Source organism: Leisingera sp. JC1 (genome assembly GCF_001679925.1).
In the GTDB taxonomy this organism is placed as follows: Bacteria; Pseudomonadota; Alphaproteobacteria; order Rhodobacterales; family Rhodobacteraceae; genus Leisingera.
The window spans coordinates 1-17,575 of sequence record NZ_LYUZ01000122.1 but is presented as its reverse complement, the minus strand read 5'-3'; the positions used below and the strand labels follow the sequence as shown (position 1 = coordinate 17,575).

The 17,575-nt window shown below is 59.9% G+C and carries 22 protein-coding genes; 2 read left to right on the top strand and 20 right to left on the bottom strand.

Annotated features, from left to right (window positions below; genetic code table 11):
• Positions 1–188: 188 nt before the first annotated feature.
• The 16 genes from A9D60_RS20025 to A9D60_RS27100 all read right to left on the bottom strand — a co-directional run bounded on the left by A9D60_RS20025 (position 189) and on the right by A9D60_RS27100 (position 13,553).
• Entirely contained in the window at positions 189–1,175 is a 987-nt protein-coding gene (locus A9D60_RS20025; RefSeq protein ID WP_065269231.1) for an LPD7 domain-containing protein, read from the bottom strand.
• Position 1,176: 1 nt separating this feature from the next.
• Entirely contained in the window at positions 1,177–3,294 is a 2,118-nt protein-coding gene (locus A9D60_RS20020) for a type IV secretory system conjugative DNA transfer family protein (RefSeq protein ID WP_065269230.1), read from the bottom strand.
• Complete coding sequence (virB11, locus tag A9D60_RS20015; protein ID WP_254656748.1) at positions 3,291–4,331, bottom strand: P-type DNA transfer ATPase VirB11; 1,041 nt, start codon at positions 4,329–4,331, stop codon at positions 3,291–3,293. Before virB11 ends, A9D60_RS20020 begins: the two co-directional genes overlap by 4 nt.
• 5 nt (positions 4,332–4,336) lie before the next feature.
• Positions 4,337–5,482, bottom strand: coding sequence for a type IV secretion system protein VirB10 (gene virB10 / locus A9D60_RS20010; protein WP_065269228.1), 1,146 nt, complete (start codon positions 5,480–5,482; stop codon positions 4,337–4,339).
• A 2-nt stretch (positions 5,483–5,484) separates the two neighbouring features.
• Positions 5,485–6,330, bottom strand: a complete 846-nt coding sequence (virB9, locus tag A9D60_RS20005; RefSeq protein WP_065269227.1) for a P-type conjugative transfer protein VirB9 — start codon at positions 6,328–6,330, stop codon at positions 5,485–5,487.
• Positions 6,327–7,013: a virB8 family protein gene (locus A9D60_RS20000; protein ID WP_065269226.1), complete on the bottom strand. Its 687-nt coding sequence runs from the start codon at positions 7,011–7,013 to the stop codon at positions 6,327–6,329. Before A9D60_RS20000 ends, virB9 begins: the two co-directional genes overlap by 4 nt.
• 2 nt (positions 7,014–7,015) lie before the next feature.
• Positions 7,016–7,210, bottom strand: coding sequence for a hypothetical protein (locus tag A9D60_RS19995; RefSeq protein ID WP_065269225.1), 195 nt, complete (start codon positions 7,208–7,210; stop codon positions 7,016–7,018).
• A gap of 45 nt (positions 7,211–7,255) precedes the next feature.
• Entirely contained in the window at positions 7,256–8,146 is an 891-nt protein-coding gene (locus A9D60_RS19990; protein WP_065269224.1) for a type IV secretion system protein, read from the bottom strand.
• Positions 8,147–8,173: 27 nt separating this feature from the next.
• Complete coding sequence (locus A9D60_RS19985; protein WP_065269223.1) at positions 8,174–8,428, bottom strand: EexN family lipoprotein; 255 nt, start codon at positions 8,426–8,428, stop codon at positions 8,174–8,176.
• A gap of 10 nt (positions 8,429–8,438) precedes the next feature.
• Entirely contained in the window at positions 8,439–9,161 is a 723-nt protein-coding gene (locus A9D60_RS19980; RefSeq protein ID WP_065269222.1) for a type IV secretion system protein, read from the bottom strand.
• Positions 9,158–11,518, bottom strand: a complete 2,361-nt coding sequence (locus A9D60_RS19975; RefSeq protein WP_065269221.1) for a VirB4 family type IV secretion/conjugal transfer ATPase — start codon at positions 11,516–11,518, stop codon at positions 9,158–9,160. Before A9D60_RS19975 ends, A9D60_RS19980 begins: the two co-directional genes overlap by 4 nt.
• Positions 11,518–11,847: a type IV secretion system protein VirB3 gene (locus A9D60_RS19970; RefSeq protein WP_065269220.1), complete on the bottom strand. Its 330-nt coding sequence runs from the start codon at positions 11,845–11,847 to the stop codon at positions 11,518–11,520. Before A9D60_RS19970 ends, A9D60_RS19975 begins: the two co-directional genes overlap by 1 nt.
• A gap of 27 nt (positions 11,848–11,874) precedes the next feature.
• Positions 11,875–12,162: a TrbC/VirB2 family protein gene (locus A9D60_RS19965; RefSeq protein WP_065269219.1), complete on the bottom strand. Its 288-nt coding sequence runs from the start codon at positions 12,160–12,162 to the stop codon at positions 11,875–11,877.
• A gap of 11 nt (positions 12,163–12,173) precedes the next feature.
• Entirely contained in the window at positions 12,174–12,779 is a 606-nt protein-coding gene (locus A9D60_RS19960) for a lytic transglycosylase domain-containing protein (RefSeq protein WP_065269218.1), read from the bottom strand.
• A gap of 40 nt (positions 12,780–12,819) precedes the next feature.
• Positions 12,820–13,113 carry a hypothetical protein gene (locus tag A9D60_RS19955; protein WP_065269217.1) on the bottom strand — a complete coding sequence of 98 codons (294 nt, stop codon included), beginning with the start codon at positions 13,111–13,113 and terminating at the stop codon, positions 12,820–12,822.
• 206 nt (positions 13,114–13,319) lie between these two features.
• Positions 13,320–13,553 carry a hypothetical protein gene (locus A9D60_RS27100; protein WP_254656750.1) on the bottom strand — a complete coding sequence of 78 codons (234 nt, stop codon included), beginning with the start codon at positions 13,551–13,553 and terminating at the stop codon, positions 13,320–13,322.
• On the opposite strand from A9D60_RS27100, the gene A9D60_RS26255 reads away from it, so the two are divergent.
• Positions 13,477–14,139 (top strand): hypothetical protein, encoded by a 663-nt coding sequence (locus A9D60_RS26255; protein WP_254656749.1) that lies wholly within the window; start codon positions 13,477–13,479, stop codon positions 14,137–14,139. The genes A9D60_RS27100 and A9D60_RS26255 overlap by 77 nt on opposite strands.
• Before the next feature lie 126 nt (positions 14,140–14,265).
• Positions 14,266–14,646 carry a hypothetical protein gene (locus A9D60_RS19945; protein WP_065269216.1) on the top strand — a complete coding sequence of 127 codons (381 nt, stop codon included), beginning with the start codon at positions 14,266–14,268 and terminating at the stop codon, positions 14,644–14,646.
• A gap of 118 nt (positions 14,647–14,764) precedes the next feature.
• On the opposite strand, the gene A9D60_RS19940 is transcribed toward A9D60_RS19945, so the two are convergent.
• The 4 genes from A9D60_RS19940 to A9D60_RS19925 form a co-directional block, all read right to left on the bottom strand.
• Positions 14,765–16,090 carry a type II toxin-antitoxin system HipA family toxin gene (locus A9D60_RS19940; protein ID WP_065269215.1) on the bottom strand — a complete coding sequence of 442 codons (1,326 nt, stop codon included), beginning with the start codon at positions 16,088–16,090 and terminating at the stop codon, positions 14,765–14,767.
• Positions 16,090–16,341, bottom strand: a complete 252-nt coding sequence (locus A9D60_RS19935) for a helix-turn-helix domain-containing protein (RefSeq protein ID WP_065269214.1) — start codon at positions 16,339–16,341, stop codon at positions 16,090–16,092. Before A9D60_RS19935 ends, A9D60_RS19940 begins: the two co-directional genes overlap by 1 nt.
• A gap of 331 nt (positions 16,342–16,672) precedes the next feature.
• Positions 16,673–16,858 (bottom strand): hypothetical protein, encoded by a 186-nt coding sequence (locus A9D60_RS19930; RefSeq protein WP_065269213.1) that lies wholly within the window; start codon positions 16,856–16,858, stop codon positions 16,673–16,675.
• 191 nt (positions 16,859–17,049) lie between these two features.
• Positions 17,050–17,575, bottom strand: a 526-nt coding sequence (locus tag A9D60_RS19925) for a class I SAM-dependent methyltransferase (protein ID WP_065269212.1), incomplete at its 5' end; no start/stop codon positions are given.

Here is a 17,575-nt window from a genome sequence, read left to right as displayed (position 1 = left end):
GCTGATGCCAAGGCCCTGCCGCTTCAATTCAAAGATCATCACGATCTCCCTCAATCCCACCACCTGCGAGCCTTTCCATTGGCCTCTACAGGGGAAGTATGCGCGACCGATGATCAGGGGGGCATGCCCCCCTGATCATCGGCATCGGCGCCAAACTGGGGAATTTTCATCCAGCCGTTTTGGGGAGATTACGTCCAGCACTCACAGTCTTCCGCAACCCAGATGCGCCGTTGCACCTCCCGTTCAGAGGTTTCGCCGGTTTTTGGATCCTTGACCTGGATGGTTACGGTTTGGGTGCCGTCGGAGCGGAGCGTTGCCGTGTCGCCGGCCTGCAGGCGGTTCTCCTTAATGATGTCCGGTAGCGAAACACCCCAAACCTTGTGCCTCTGACCTGATGCCAGTTCGAGTTCCACAAATGGGGCGGCTTTAGCGCCTTCACGGTCACGATAGGGGGCCGAGCCGGTTTCGGTGATCGAGCCGCGCACGCCCTTTTCATAGTTTGGCATATCGATCACGTTGGTGGTCTTGCCACTGTCATGCCGGTCACCCGCAGATGCTGCCGGGGCGGGCGAAGAGTGCCTGGCGTGGCCGGATTTGCCGTCATCCAGGCGCTCAATCACCCGATCACCAATCAGCTGGGCACGGCGATCAGATTCCTCGCGTTCCTGTTCGGACGGCCGGTAGCCTTGGACTTTCATGCCGTGTGCAGTTCCCTCGATCCACATTTCACGGCGGAAGTCCTCCGGTCCGCGGGCCTTGATGCCCTGCCAGCCGCGGTGGGCGGCGAGCTCGATCATGTCCATGGCAGTGGAACGATCGGCATTCCTGGTGGACAGCTTGTCGCCCTTGTCCACGATGGCCGGGCGCTCATCGTCATAGGCGCGGAACAGCTCCCGCTTGTTCGCGTGTTTCGTGATCAGGAAGCGTTCTTCAAAGTTGCGCGGCATGCCGAAGCGGGATTTGTCCTGAGCGTGCTGCGGGGCAGGGAGGTCCGGCTCGATTTCACCGTCCTGCTGCGGCTGCCGAACCATCGCATCAGAAGCAGGTTCCTGGACATTGACCTTACCAGCGGTTATTTCCAGCAAACTAGTGCCCGCGGTGTCTTCTTGCGGAACTGCCTGTTCGGGAGCCTGTTGCGGCTCAGGCTGAACAACTTGTTGCCCATGATCTTCCATATCAGGCCCTTTCTTGTTTCTGCGGTTTGTCCGGCACGCCAAGCGCTGCCAGAATGTCGTGCGTACCCTGCGGTGTTGTCAGTTTTCGGGTGGTGCTCAGCTTGGCGATCTTCTCGGTAAGCCCGGCACTGTCGAGCGCCAATTTCTCGAAGGAGATGCCGCTGGGATCAGCCACCTCCTCGTCGGTCATCGGAACCTCGGCGGGTTTGCCGCTGGCCATGTTTGCTTCCTGGAAACCCTTGAGGAGTGTGAGTCTGGCCACGGTTTCTTCCAGCGCCGTCAGGCGCTGACGCATTGCCCCGTTCTCGGCTTTCAGGGCGGATAAGTCTTCGCCGGGCTCCCGTTTCGGCACAACAGGGACCTCCGGCGGCTTGATGCGCGAGCGGGCCAGAAACACCTCCTCTGCGTAAAAGCGGATCTTGCGCGCCCGAACCGGGCGCTCGCCGCCGATCAGAACCAGCGCTTCGGTGTCGGGCAGCTCCAGCAGCTCCTGCGGCATCATCAGATCACGCTTCTGCTCGCTCTCGCTGATAGTTGTCGTTTTGCGTTCAGCCAGGTATTTCGACTTGCTTTCGCTCCTCGCGGCCATGCCATGGGTGCCGAGGCGTTCGGATATCCTTTTGGCTTCTTCGATATTCTTGGGTGTGAACACCACCCTCACGCCGGCGTTGTCCATATAGGACTTCGCGCCCTCCTGGCCGTAGATATCCGCCAGCTGCGCCGGTGTCTGAAGGATTGTCAGCACCTTCAACCCGTAGCCCGCGAAATACCCGATGCCGCGTTTGAAGCTGGGCAGCTCACCCACGGCCGCAAATTCATCCATGCACAACAGGACACGGTGTTTCAGCTCCGGATTGTGCTCAGGCAACTCTTGCATGTTGGCGTCGACGCAGCTCTGGAAGAACAGGTTGAGCAGGGGTGCCAGGCGGCCGAGGTTGTTGGGGGTGATGCCGACATAGATGCTCATCGGTTTCTTGCGCAGATCGGCGAAGTTGAAATCGGATACCGACGTTGCGCGATCGAGCATCGGGTTTGCAAACAGACCCAGGTTTGCGGTGATGGTGGACTTCACGCTTTCGAAAGTTGCCTCGCTCTTGGACAGGAAGTCGTTGAGCGTGGAGACCGTTTGCTGCGACAGGGGCGTTCTCGATGCGGCCCGATCCTCGATCCGCTTTTTGAATGTCTTGACGAACTGATCCGTGAGGGTGAGCTGACGGTAGATTTCGCCGAGGGTGAACGGCAGCTCCGGGGTTTCTGCCAGATAGCCGCCGACGCCGACAAACGCGGTCTGGGCGGCGCGGTCGAAGAACGGGTCTTTGGATTGCACAGGAATGAACAGGTCAGCCAGACGCTGGAGATCATCGATCTGGTAATCGGTGCCCCGGCGCACGGCGGACAGCGGGTTCCAGCGGTGCGTGCGGCCGTTCGGCTCCAAGGGGTCGAACATGAACACCTCCTGGCCGCCTGCTTTCCGGAAGCCTGCAGTGAGGGTCCAGTTCTCTTTCTTGATATCGAGGATGACGGCCGATTCCGGCCAGTTCAGCAGGTTGGGGATCACAACACCCACGCCCTTGCCCGAACGGGTCGGCGCATAGAGCATCATGTGCTCCGGCCCGCCATAGCGCAGAAGGTTGCTGGCTGTCAGATGGCCGGTCCTGGCCACATTCACCTTGCCGTTGTCTTCATCGACCCGCCCGAAACGGTCAACGGGCTTGCCGTAGTTCGGCGAGGGCAGGGGGCCTGTGAACCCTGCAATCAGCCCCTGTTTCGCCCGCAGGCCTGCACGCTTGATATCTGACGCCCTGGCAAAAGCGGCGCTGCCGTGCAGATCAGGCTTCGGGTGAGACCTGAGAATCCCGGCGATGATCAGAGCCGCAGGCGCCAGCGCGGCATAACCCGCCAGTTTCACCCATTTCGCGGTCTGGGCGGGCTGGCCTCCCGCCAGCGCATACTCGGGATAGATCAGAAGATCCTGAGGTAAAGAAACCGGGATCTTAAGTCCCCACTGCAGCACCATGGCGGAAGCGGCAAGGCCGCCTAAGGCGGCAATACCCGTCCCCGCAGCCACCGCGGTAATGCGGGCGCCGGTGCTCATGCGGGGCCACTTCTGGACGATCATTCCGTCCCTCCCTTGGCCTGCTTCAAGGAGGGGTCAAAAAAGATCTCGGCAATGCGCCGTCCCTGCGGGGTTTTCCTGATCTGCACCACCACATCCACCATCTGGAAAAGCATATCCTTGATCTCGCCGCGCTTGAGATCGCGACCGGCCTCGCTTTCCTTCACCAGCAGGGCCAGCTGCTCGAAGGCGAGCTGCGCGGAATCCGCATGGATGGTGGTGATTGACCCTGAGTGTCCGGTGTTCACATTGCGCAGGTAGTAGAAGGCCGCGGCGTCGCGCAGCTCCTGCAGGAAGATCCGGTCGGGCCGCATCCGCAGGGCGCTTTCCAGAAGGTCGCGGGCGGACACATTGGCTTCGCCCTGGCCGCCTTTCGAATAGATCAGCCGCACCGCATTGGGCTGCGGCAGTTCAAGCTCCACTGTGTCCTCGATCGTGATCAGCCGTTCATGCTCGGGGATCAGCGGGATCAGTGCCTTGGAGAAGGTTGTTTTGCCCGAGCCGGTGGCGCCGGAAATCAGGATGTTTTTCTTGGCGCTGACGGCCTTCTTCAGAAAGGGGAGCCAGGCCCGGTCCTTATGCAGCTGCAGTAGCTCTCTGCTGTCCCCATCGGGCGTATCTGCATCGGCTGTGACGTCATCGAACATTCCCAGCCCGGCCAGCTCTTCCAGTGTAAAGCTGCGCCGAGCCGGTTTCCGGATCGTGATGCTGACAGTGCCTGCGGGCACCGCAGGCGGCACCACAATCTGTATCCGCTCGCCACCCGGCAGCGAGCCGGACAGAAGCGGGTTGGTTTCGTTGATTTCCTGGCGGGCGTAGGAGCCGATGGCACGCACCATGCTCATGAGGAAGTCGAATGTCAGCTGAAGGAGGCTGTGGGTCTCCCAGCCGGAATAGGCCTCGACGAAGACCTGGCCGGGGCTGTTGACGCAGATCTCGATGATATCCGGCCGGTCGAGGAAGCTGTTGAACGGCTCTAGATAGGCCGCAAGTGCCACCGGCACCCGCTTTGCCATTGCGATGGGACGGGGATCTGTCATGGCGCTCACCGCAGCTTGTAGACAGAGGAAAAGTCCAGGTCGCGGGCAACCATCACGGCAACCTCCTCGCCCTGGTTCTTCCGCAGGATCACTGGCACGTTAATGGTGTTTTCCAGCTCTATTTCAGCCAGCCTGCTGGCACCGTCGCTTGTGCTCTCATATTCGCCGTCGTCATCATGGCGGTTTGCCGCAATCGCCAGGGCGTCATCAATGATTGACAGCATCATGGTGCCGCCGAAGCGGGTCCAGAACCGGGTATCCACATCACCGTCAAATCCGCTGCGGCCGAGGGCATCGGTGGCGGGAGACGCCAGGCTGACGGTGACACCATTGGGGGTTTCCGCCCGGGTCCACACCACGAACAGGCGCTTGTTGCCCCGCTTCAAGCCGCCCTGATATTCGCCGATGATCCGGGTTCCCCGTTCCAGCAGAACAACCGCGCCGGTGGTGGAGAATATGTCGTCGGTCACGGTGCAGCGGACCATGCCGGGGTTGCTGGAATCCATTGCTGTATCAAGCGCGCAGGGGATCATTGTGCCTTGGGTGATGGTCAAATGCGGATTATCGAGCAGTGTGGCTTTGGCGGGCGAGGGCGCCCCGGTGAGCAGCGAAGACGCAAAGCCGCTCAAGTCTCCACCTGCACCGTCGGCGGCACTGCCGAACAGGCCGCCGGGGCTGCCCGCTGCCGCGCCCGCGTTGGCTGCTGCGGTGCCGCGGGGACCTGAGTAGGCCAGGAGCGGGGCCCGCTTCGAGCTTTCATAGATCAAGTCTGCCTCGCTGGGCGTGGCAGGGCGAAGCTCTTCCTCGGCTCTGGCCTGTTCGATGGGGCCGAGCGGTTCTTCCGGCTCAGACGGAACCGGTGCCGGCAGGACAGCAGGTGCCGGATCCGGAAGATCGGCGGGCTGGAAGCCGCCGCTGGAGCGGATCCGCGCGAATGCCTGCTGCGTTTCCGGCTCCTCCGGCACCTCGCCGCTGGGCCATTGCGCGTAGGCGGMAATACCAAGGAAGGTGATACCCGCCAGCACCAAAAGCTTTTTCCGGGTTTCGCCATCCAGCCCGCCGGTCTTCTCGGTAGTGACGGAGGAGATGCCGCGCTCTTCGGGGATCGCGCTTTCGGTCCCGGCATCAAGTGGGTTCTTGTCGTCAGCCATGATTATTCCCCGATTATTTCGCGCCGCACGGAGCGGGAAATTGTGCCGGTGCCTGTGCCGCTGCGGCCTTCATCAGGCCCCATGTTGTAAATCGCCGTGACCTGGTTTCCGAGGCGCAGGCGCAGTTCCGGCGCTATGTCGTGGACGATGATCTGGTTTTTCCGGACGGTTGTGTTTGCGCTGCGCTCTCGCCCGTTTTCCACGATGAAGACAGAAGGCAGCCGGGTGCGGCGCTTGAACGACAGCACGGTCATTTCGCCATTGTCATAGGCGCTTGCGGGTTGCAGGTCGCGGGAGCCTGCCGCCAGGTAGCGCCAGTTTTTCGTGCCGGTGGTTGCCACCGCATCGGCAAGCCGGGCTGCTGCAGCCTGTTCCTGCGCACGGGCTTTGTGTTCGGCAGCTTCCGCACGCCTGCGTTTCGCCTCGTCGCCGGGGTAGGAGTAGCGGATCTGGAAATAGACATCCCGCGTGTTGTGCATGATTTCGCCGTCGCGGGTGATCAGCTCCATGGAATAGGTGCGCGTTGTGCCATCTTCCCGCATGGTGGCGATCTGGAGATTGGTTGGAGGATTGGCCTCACGCGCCTTGAGGTAGAGGATGTTCCCCCGCGGCTGGACTTCCCAGGCAACCGTGTCGCCGCCCGCCACATCAATGATCTCCTCGCTCTGGGCAAAAACGATCTGAACCGTGGTACGGATGGTGCCGATCACACGCACAACATCCCATTCGTTATAGCGCACCGAGCGCACGCGGCTGTCCGACCGTGAAGGATCGGGGATATCCAGTGCCGCCGCCGGACCCGTGGCGGCCAGCAGGGCACTGGCCAGAAGGGCTGCTTTCAGTCTCATTCCACCACCTCCGGGTCAGCACGGTAGTTTTTGGCGATGAAGCCCAGCGGGTTGATCAGCCGGTCTTCGGAGCTGATTTCAGCACGCGGGTCGAACTCGAAGCTGATGGTGGCCACCCAATGGCTGCGGGTTCGGAGGTCTTCCCGCTCGTTGATTTCAGTGCGGTAGAAGCGCACCTGGGCCAGCCCGTCCCCGAGGAAGGCAATCGAGCGGATCTTGATCTCGGCCTTGGTGTCTTTGCCGTAGGTGTACTGAGGACTTTGCGGGTTGCTGGCGTTATAATAGGCCGAGAACTCTCGCTGAGCTTCGGGCGAGGACAGCAGCGAGACCTCGTGAAAAATTGCCTCCCGTTCTGCGTAGGTGTAGCCCTCCCGGGTCCGCACGTAGCGGGCAAGGAAATAGCGCGAAACGGCCTCGTCGTAGGTCTGCCCGCTGTCTTTCAGCGCAGTCATGACCTCCGGCACGCCGCTGGCCTCGTCCACGCGGATCACGAAGGGTGTGACCTCTTTCAGCGGCGCCAGCGCGGCTACTGCTGTGACGGCCGCCAGGGCCAGCACGCTCGCACCGCCAGCGATGATCCAGGCCACCCGCTTTGACCGTTCTGCGGCAATGCGCAAGTCATAATCAAAGGACCGCGCCTCGCTCAGGTATTTCTGGAATTCTTTGTCGTGTGCATCCTTCATGTTTAGCTCCCGCCGCTATCCTGATCGGCGGGATTTGCGAGCCCGATTTCCTTCTGCTTCTGAAGCACAGCCTCCTGGTAGTTCCATTTCGTGGGGTTCAGCGGGCGCACCATGCTTCCCCTGACATCGGGCAGCGGAGTCACCGGGGCGCAAGCGGTGACGCCAAGCGCCGCCGCCAGAACAATAAGCTTTTTCATGTAGTACCTGGTATTTAAGGGTGATGGGATCGGATTTGCGCGGCCTCAGGTTCTGGTTGCAGAGCCGCTATGCGTGCTGCTTCCACCGCCGCTGGAGCCGCCCAGGAGTTTCCGCTCAACAATCCGTTGCAGTGCGCCGGTGGAGGCACCGGTGCCAGCGGTCAGCGCCGAGGCTATGGAGGGCAGGAGGAAGAAGAAGATTGTTGAGCACATGAGGCCGACGCAGAAGGTGAACAGCGCGATGGTGCCGTCTTTTAGGTCGATATTTGTATAGACCTCTCCAACGAAGGACGTGATGACAACAGATAGAACGACCACCAACAGCTTCAGGATAGCAAAATTTACAGTTTGCCCCAGCCAGCCAAAGAACCAGCCGCGTGTGTGATCGAACAACGCGAATGCGATGAAAAGGGGGCCAATAGCTGCCATGATGGCCAGTTCGAAGTGCACCAGAATAGAAACTACAAAAGTGATGGATGCGAAAATGGCTGCAAAGAACATTACAACCAAGGACATCAGGTAGCCGTAAAAACTCCCCGGAATACTGCCGCCGTAAGCTTCTCTGACGTCCGCGCTGATAAGAGAGGCTTGGGTCATTACGGAATCCGCGGGCAAGTTCCCCTTTCCCCCAGTCAACGTTTCCACAAATTGCGGAATATCGGCCCGGATCAGGTCTCCAACCCATGCTGAATAATCCCCAGCTTGGGTTGCCAAAGTCCAAATGATGGCGAGCTTTATTCCTCTCGCGAGGAAATCCATCACCGGTTCCTGGATCATTCCGCGCATGATCGCAAAACCATACAACAGGATATACAGCGTCATAGCAGCGGTGAGCGGGGCACTCACCGCTGAGGCCATATTGCTGCTGATTGTATTTGTGTGTTCGGTCAGGCCGTCGCCCAAACCATCGTAAAGCGTCTGAATAATTCCAGCCATTCCGATCCACCTACGTTCAAAGCGGTTTCACTCCGAAGGAGAGCCGCCAAATAGCCTTTTCGCCGCCTGCCGCTCACGATCGATTTGAACCTTTTCTTGGGCTTGCCAGGCATTGGTGCAATTGGCGTTGAGATCGGCACCGTCGGACAACTCGCATTCCTTAAGCACGGCGGCGCGCTCTGCGTCGTTTTGCACGAAGTAATCCACGGAGTGATTTTCTTCTTTGCAGGCGGCAACAGCGACCGCGAGCGCAACGGCGATGGAAAAATGAAATGATTTCATGTGGATATCATCAATTCTCAGAAGTGTAGTTTTGGAACATGCGTCGCGCAGCAGCGCGTTCACGTTCAATCATTTGCAGCTCGACCTGCTGCTGCCGATGAGCTTCCGCCTTGGCCTGCGCCTCCTGCAGCATGGCGAGTCCCTGAATGCGGTTGGTGTCGTTCTGCAGCATGGCCTGCTCGACCGAGAGGCGGGKGTTCAGGGCGTTGATCTCCTTCTGAGTTTCCGCCCGGCCGATTTCCATGCGCAGCTTTTCCAGCCCGGATAACCGGTCGTCGGCCACCCGCAGAATGCGGTCTCCCATGGCGGCATTCCGGGCGCTCTGGCCTTTAATGCGCTCCAGTTCTTTCCGGTAGAAATCCTCGGCAGAGATGTCCGCGCCAATCAGCGAGGCATGATCGTAGACATCCTGCGCAGTTTCGGCCAGATCACCCAGGTCGTCAAGATCGACATCAAAGGCGCTGGCAATCCGCATGGCATCGGCGCCCAGCAACTCCCGCACTTTGGGATCATTGAGCGCCTCGGCAATGTCATCCATGCTGGTCAGGCCGTTCACGGAGTCATAGAGGCGCCTGGCTTCTTCAAGCTCCTGTGCCATCTGCGCCAGTTCCTTGGCGAATTGCGCCTTGGCGTTGGCGATGGCTGCTGCATCGACAACTGGGACACCTGCGGCATGCCCGCCTGTGCATGACAGGGCCAGAGCGAGTGCGGATGTGAGCAGGAGTTTTTTCATTCCATCTCCTTTCTTCTTTGGAACAGCAGGGGAAGCCAATGTGCTGGATCCGGGTTTTCAGCCCGAAGCTCACGCATGATTGCATTGGTGGCGGTGCGGCCCGATAGGACGGTCAGGACGTCATCGAGCCCGGTCAGATCCAGATCGCAGACCACCGAGTTCCCGCCCTGTTTCACCAGGAAGTGTCCCCGCGGCAGCTCGTTCCGGATGATTTCAAATTCCCGTTCGGACAGCCTGAAGCCGTCAATAAGGTCGGCCCGGCTGGCCTTGTCCGAGCCGAAGAAGATCAGGTTGGCACATTGCTCAATCACGGTCCGGGCGATCGGGCTGGCAAGCACGTCTGAGGGGGACTGGGTGCCGGCCACGATAATGCCGTTCTGCTTCCGGATCACCTTCAGTTTGTCCCGCACAAAGGAGACGAAATAGGGGTCCGACAGCGCTTTCCAGAATTCATCGATAAAGATTGCGATGCGCTGGCCGTTGATCAGCTGCTCGACCCTGTACATGAGGTACATCATGATCGGATTGCGGATTTGAGGGTCATCCAGGAAAGCGGTGATATCAAATCCAGCTAGGCTGGCTCCGAAACCGATTGTGTCCGCCTGGTTGTCGAAGACCCAGCCGAGTTGGCCTGCCTCGCACCAGCGGTCGAGCCGGTTGCCGATATCCCCGGCGCCCCGGCCGAAGCCCAGCAGTTCTTTCAGCGTCGAGACAGAGCGCTGTCTGCGGGGCAGTGTGGCCAGCGAGGCAACTGCAGTTTCGATACGCTTCTGGTCTTCGGCGGAGAAACGGCAGCTGTCGCCGCCGCCGCTCAGCATGCTTTTCACCAGCGAGACAAGAAACGGAACTGTTTCCGGCGTCACGTCGATCGCCATGAAGGGCGCGCAGCCCGTCGGACGCCCGGGCTGGAAACCAAGGTAGCTTCCGCCCAGGGCGCGCACGAAAATTTCGCAGCCGTAATCCTTATCAAAGAGGACACCCTTGGTGCCAAACTTTTCCAGCTGGGACAGCATGAAGGTCTGAAACACAGTCTTGCCCGAGCCGGACGGGCCGCAAATGAGCGCATGCCCCAGGTCTTCAACATGGAAGTTGTAATAGAAAGGGGTGCCCGCGGTGGAGCGCAGTTTGGCGACGGCGCCGCCCCATTCATTGCCGCTCCGGTGCCCGGTCGGGAAATTGTGCAAGGGGGCCATTGCCGTGAAATTCCGGCTGGTGACCAGGGCAGGGCGGATGCGGAACGGGTGATTGCCGGGAAGCTGGGACCAGAAGGCGCTTTCAAGACCCAGGTCTTCCCGGCCCGCGACCGCCCCGGATTCCGCTAGCAGGTTTTTGGCGTCTGCCACGTGGTTTTTCAGGGCCTTCGCGTCGCTGGCAAAGACCGCCAAGCTTAGGTTGTGTTCGCCCATGACATAATGGCCGGACATGAGCTCATCGCGGGCATTGACCAGCTGGTCCGCTTGCGACAGCGCCGGATCCTTGGAGTTGCGCATCCGGCCTTCCTTGAGCGACATGGCGCGGAGGGCTTCATTCTTGGCCACGCAGCGGAAGGACTGCGTCAGCACGAATTGAAACGGGGCCGTCAGCAGGGTGTCGAACATATTGGGGCGGGTGACCGCGTGGTATTCCTTCACCCCGAACATGGCGCCGTAGGTGGATGCGGCCGGGTGCCGGATCTCAAACGCTTCCCGGCCGAAAATCACCCGGTCGGTGTAGATCGCATTGCCGATGGTGCCCATGACAACAGGGACGGGCTCATTGTGGCCGGTGATGAGCTGTCGCAGCACACTGGCAGGCTGGGAGATCAGCAGGCCTCTGCTGTTGCGCTCGACAGCCAGCCGCCGGGGCTTGAACCGGCTCAGGTTGCTGAGGAGCTGCAGGGTTTTGTCATCCAGTTCGCCAAGCAGATCCTTGTCTACCTCGATCGGGCTGTTCCGGGCGCGGCGGACACCTTTCGCCAGCTTGGCGCCGGGCAGCTCACGCGGCTGCATGTAGACCGTCAGGTAAATGTCGTTCCGGAAGAGTGTCTTGCGCTCAAGCGTTTCGCGGTAGGAGGCATCGATCCATTTGCTCGTCTCAGACGAGAAGCCGCCGTCGGGGTAGTCGTCATCTGCCGTTCGGATCACGTGCACGTAGAGCATCACATTGTCATCGGCGATGTTGCGCAGCGCATGATTGAGGCTGTTGTGCAGGGTGTTGATCCGCTGCCGGTCAGCGGTTTCAAAGGAGACGCCGTCCAGTTTGAGCATCTGGAATGCGCCGCGGCCGCGCGTGATAATGGTGTGCTCATCGGAGTGCCGGATGTACGGCAGGTAGCGGTCTGCGGTCAGCTCCGCTTTGATTTTCTTGGTAAAGCCCATCAATCAATTTCCTCGATCCTGTAGTCCCGCTTGAGGCGCAGAGCCGAGGACGAAGAACCGCCCCAGAACCGGTGGTTGAGGCAGCGTGCGCCGGTGTCGAACCAGCGGAACAGAATGCGGAAAGCGTTCTGGTCTCGCTGCACGATAAACCGTGACATGGCGAGAAAAGGGAGAGTCAGGAGCAGATAGAAAATCGAGTCCGCAGCAATCATTGCCAGGCCTGCGCTACCGCAGGAGATTGCAAAGGCTTCCATCGGAATGCCCCAGATCATCGCCGGACGTGTCAGCGCCAGGAACAGCGGGTCCTCGTTGATCTTTTCCATGTCCATATGGCCTCCCTTTTCCGTTCCGGCTGCTTAGGCGGTGATCATCGACAGCACATCGGTCGAGGCGTAGATCAGGACGATGCCGCCCACGACCCAGCCTGCCCGCCGCAGGTCGACGAAGTTGAAGAGCCAGCCGACGCCCACCAGCATGAGCCCGATGAGGGCCAGCGGCTGTTTGGCGTTGTTGAACTCATCCACGATGTTGTTGAAGAAATCCGTGAAGCCCGCAGCCGCGGCCGGCTGTGCGGCCAGGGTCAGGATGGCGGCCATGACTATGGGCGCCGCAAAGTTGCGGCGTTTCGCGAAATCGGTTCGCATGAAGGTCTCCTTTATTGAAATACAAGTGCTGTGGATGTGCCGGAGCTTCCGAACACATCCCAGCGTGTTGCCGCATCCGCGGCAGCTGCTGTTACGGGGGGGCGATCTGCAGAATGTTGACGGCCTGTCCCGTTCCCGCCCAGCACGCGCGCCACATAGCCGTTTGTGAAACCGCGTGTGAACGAGCCGGTGTTGTAGGCCGAGAGGGCTTTCCCCAGCGCATCCTCTCTGGATGCGCCTGCCTCCCGCGCGCGCTCATACCCGTCGCGCAGAACCTTGGCAGAGGCTTCAAGGTTCTTGCAGGGATCAAAGACGGTTTCCGGGGTGAGCCCCAGCCAGGCGAGGTTGGCGCTGTTAATCTGGCCGAGGCCCATGTCGATGGACTCGCCCTTAGAGATCATCTCGCGCGACACTGCGGCCGCCTCGGCAGTGCTGGCCGGGGCATAGCTCCGGCGGTCCGGGCCATTCACACCGATGGCGAACGGGTTGAATCCGCTCTCTGAACGGACAATCTTCTCCAGGATATGGAGCGCGACGCCCGGAGCGCAGTTTTCGGCAATGGCTTCAAATGCCTGCCGGCTGAGCTTTCCGGCTGAGGCGGGAGCGGCTGACGCCATTCCTAGTATAGCAGCGAACAAGAATGCCGACGGGCGGCTGCTAGCTRCCGTTGCTGCTTTCCTGACCGCTGTCGACGGGGATCGGGATGAACAGGCCGTTGGCGCCGGGGTTGTTCCGGATGTGGAAGGCCAGCAAGGCATCCGCTGTTTTGAAAACCCGCGGGCCGCCGGTCTTCGAGGAGGTGACAATCTCCTCATGGCCGTCCGGAGAGATGGCCCACAGTTCCCACTGCCAGCCTTTTGGTGTGTTAATGGGGCGGTATTCAACCCGGCCGCCCTTCTTGAAAAATGAAGGAAGTGCATCGCTGGTAACTACTGGTCGGTTAATTCGCATCTATCCTCACCTGCCGAAATACGATGACAGGTGCAGTTAGCTTTGAATCACATTCCACTCCAAGAGGAAAGCGCTAAATACAAAAAAGCGCAAAATGACAAAAGGAGAAAGTGACGTAAGCGCGAATTCGCTAAACGTGCCGATTTTGGAAAATCAGGTAGACGCAGGCATCGTCCGTCGGGTAACGCTCGGCCAGCCAACGTGTATTAGAGCGTTTGGACATTCTTGAGTTGAGTAACATGATTTTGGATCGCGCATATGATTTGCAGGACACGTAAAACGGTAGCGGCTGGGCTGCTAGCAGCTTCAGCGGTAATAGGCGGAATTTCGCGCACGGAAGCGGCGCCCATCGACTGCGCGATTTTGCTCTGCCTTTCAGGCAATTGGCCATCCTCGGCAGAGTGCAGCGCGGCGCGCGCGGAGTTCATCCGCAGGATCACGCCATTTCCGATTGAGCCGCCGCTGCAGATCTGGCGTTGCCCGATGGGAGCGTCCTATAGTCCCAAGCAACCGGCCAGCCCTGTAGAACGCCTCTATGACGCTGCAATCAGCGATAGTGAGGCACCTGCGGAGCTACGGCTGCAGCCGGGAACGGCGGAACTGCCATCACTCACGAACGGCGAGCCTCGCACCGTGCGGTTTCCGGCAACCCTTCGCCAGCTCAAGCAGGACGGAGCACCTCCATCCGGAATGCTTGAGCTGGCTGGGGACTATTCCACGGAAAACGGGCGTGCCGACATCGACATCAGCGATCGCGCCTTCGATTTTGTCCGCTCCATCCGCGTCTACCATGTGAAGTTCGAAGCGCGGAAGGAGAAGGATTATTGCGGGGAGATCGATAGCACCCAGGTTGGTACTTACGGCGTTCAGGGCGGCTTTTCCTGGCGTGGCTACAGCGCCCGGGGTGTGCCAAGCTACGTGATGCCGCCCGTCAAGGGATGCCCGGAAGGCAGCCGCATCCGGGCGGTTGGTGTCGAGTGGAAGGATTACGAGGGCAATACCGGGTCCGAGCTTATCTATTATTAAGACCTGTGCCGTTGAGAGGTCGAGCCTCAATGATTTCGGCACATTCCAGACCGTGGGTCTCCGAGGTTCGCCGGACATCAGCCGGGCTTAATTGGCCTTTAAGCACGGAAGCGAGGGGAGGGAAGAATGAGCATTCGGTTCCTGATGTCGGCCGTCCTTGCAGCGGTGCCGGGAAACCTGGCTGCGCAAGCCTGTGTCGAACCGGTGCGGCCGGAACTGGCCTATCTGGAAGACGCCGGGTTCACCGGTGCCGAATTGCGGGAGCACTACCGCCTCTACTTCGCGGACGTGGAGGTCTACCTGAATTGCCTGAATGCCAGCTCCGGCCGGATCCGGGAGGAGGCCAGGGCGGCGGCATATGATTACCAGCAGGTATTGAACCGGCACCCGCACGCGACAGACGCGGAAACCGATGGCGAGCACAACGCTCCAGAGGTCAGCATGCGCGAAAGCGGTGAGCTCTACCTGTCTTACAAGCCCGGATCTGGGGAGGGAGACCGGGAATGATCCGCTAGCGGGCCACGGCCAGTTGGTGTCTGGTTTCGTGCTGTTCTGCTGAGGTTGTCCTTTTTGTGCTGCCGGTTCTGGAGTGGGTTGTTTCGCGCAGGCAGCCGCTTATGGCGTATTAGCCCTCAAGGGCAGTCGCCGATTGCAATCCGCTCAGGCGCCCGTAGACGGCCTCGCTGATGGCTTCAATTACATCGGTTGGGAAACCCGCCGGCATGGACTCTGCGGCTGTTTCGAGCGCCTTGGGCGCACGCTCTGCAATGTCTTCAATGAGGCTGCGCGCACGTTTTTTCGAGAGCCCCGCCCGCATGGCCGTTTGCACGAAATGCCGCCCGTGAATCTGGTCGAAGCGATAATGGCGGCTGTTGCCCACCGACATCGCCATTTTCATCTGCTTGCGCTCGATCTGGCGGGCGTTCAGCGCGGGCTGGGCCGTCAGGATGTCATAGAGCGGGGTCATGCGGTAGCTGCCGCCCGGACTAAGAAACACGCTGAAGTTCTTGGCATGGCCGTCTGTTGCGCCGATCAGCCAGAAGACCAATTGAGCCTTCAGGAAGGTTTCCTGATCTTCGAGGGGCGTGTCGCTGCCTTTGAGCAGGCCGAGTACGTCGGCCATGCCCGGTCCGCCCTCATTCTGGTATTTCAGGGTTGGCGGTACGGACAGAGCTTGGCAGCAGTCTTCCTGCGGCAGGCGCAGGAGGCGTCCGTCCTTTGTCCAACGGCGGTCGAAACGCTCTATAACAAGGGCTTTGGTATCCCCGAAGGTTTCAATGGCGGCGTTGTTCACCGGCAGGCCGAAAGCTGATGTGAGTCTGAGGCAATAGTATTCGTTCTCGACGCTGTCCGAGAGATCGATGCCGCCGGGCAGCTCGCCGATCTGCGTCTTGATGAGATGTGTGGTTGGGGTCGCGCCGTGCGGCTTGATCCATTGCCCGTCATGCCGAAGCAGGGCGGTTTTTTCTTGTGCGCCCGCCACGGAAATCCGGAACGCGTCATCTCCTGTAAGGCCGAGAGGTGCCTGGCTCAGGCCTTTCAGGATGTTCTCGATGGCTCCGGCATCAACGGTTTCGCCTTCCAGCTTGCCGGTGGCGTCGGGCGCATAATCATCCCCCGCGATGAATTGCAGCGCGCCTACACAGTCATGGCCGATCTTGGTCAGCATATTGTAGGCGTCAATGCCTCGGGCGCCGACTTTTTCGGCAACAAGGCGGCGAAGCTTGTCCGAGTCAGGCAGCAGGTTCTCGAAAACCGCCGCAACAGGCTCTCCCCGATACGGCGTTTCGCGCAATGGCAGCGAAAGTGAGACAGGCAGGGCATGCTCCCAGGCCAGCCAATCGTTGTGATAGGCAAAGCCGATGGCACCGCTTCTTTCACGGGTGAGTGTTCCGACGCGACGGTTGTTCAGGTAAATCCGCAATGGCATATATGCGGGGCGCCGTCCCATTAGAAAAGCTCCTCGATATCCTGCCCGTGCCCTTTGGTGCGCTCGTCGATCCTGAATTCCAGGTCAAGAGCTGCAAGAACGGCCAGGATGGTGTCGAGCTTCGCAAGCTTCTCGCCGCTTTCGACTTGGGAGATCGTGGCCTGGCGTAACCCAGCGCGTTCAGCAAGTTGCGATTGTGACCAGCAGCGCTTTTTGCGCGCGCGCTGGATGATGGAGCCGATCTGCTTTGGTGTGCGAGCGAGTTCTTTCATACGAAGATGATACGCTATGGCGAATAAATTAGCAATATACGCTCTGGTGGATAATTTTAAACTATACGCTTAAGCGAATAAGTGAGTTGTATATGCTGTGGCGTATGCTCGTCCGGCGCGTCAGCGTCCGGAACCATCCACCCCCCCGAAATCAGCGCCCGCAGCGACGCAGTGGCCGCCCGCCTCACTTCCGGTGCCTTCAGTGAGCCAGCAAGATCTTCGATCAGTTCCCGGTATCGGACTTGTTGATCCGCCCTGACAGCGCCTTGTGCGCCAGGCGTGCATCAATGCAGATGACCGGAAGACCGCGTTTCTCCAGCTCGCGGGTGAGTCAGATGGCCAGGGTGCCGCTCTCATGAACGATCCACTCCGGCTCTGCGGCGTGCTCCGAAAGGAATGATGCGATTGCGTCCGGATCCGAACTGGTCTCGCCGTGCGCAAGTACCTCACCCTCTCCGTCAACAATACAGATCGACACGGATTTGACGGACACGTCCAGACCAACATAATGCGACATGGTCGTTCTCCTCCACGGCTGGTTTTGCTGAGGCCGGTTTTATCGGACCTCGTTCGCCCTGGAAGAGCGGCCGCCGCAATCACACCATGTCATTCACAGCAAAAGGATTTACCGTCTTACTCCTTCAAAACAACCGGACATTCTTAGGATGATCTGTCACCGTTTGACTTGATGCGAATTACTCTGCCAACTTAGCCAGGCAAATGCACAATGCCGTATTGCGAATAGCCCCGGTACAGTTGACTGCATTGCGCATGTCCTCCGGTTTCCGCAGCGACTGTTTCGAGAGCCCTGCAGAGGTCTAGCCGGGGGGTGACATGAAAATTGGCCAGCCAGTGGTTCAGCCCGTTACCGAACCAGTGCGGCCAGCCGGCCTGGTCTGAAAAATCCAAAACATGAAGCTGGCCGCCGGGAGCCAGATGCGCGTAGGACATGCGCAAGGCGGCCTGCCAGTCAGGGATCATCGAGAGGCCGTAAGAAATGAAGATCCGGTCGAACTTGCTGCGCCGGAAAAGCCGGGCTCCATCAAATCTGCAGGCGTCAGCCTGGGCAAGCTGCACATAGGCTCCGACTTTGTTCCGGGCCGAGGTCAGCATTTCAGTGGAGATATCCAGACCGTAGAATGCGGAGTGCGGATACTTGCGTGATGCCCTTTTCAGATTGCGGCGGAGTGCGGATACTTGCGTGATGCCCTTTTCAGATTGCGGCCAGTGCCGC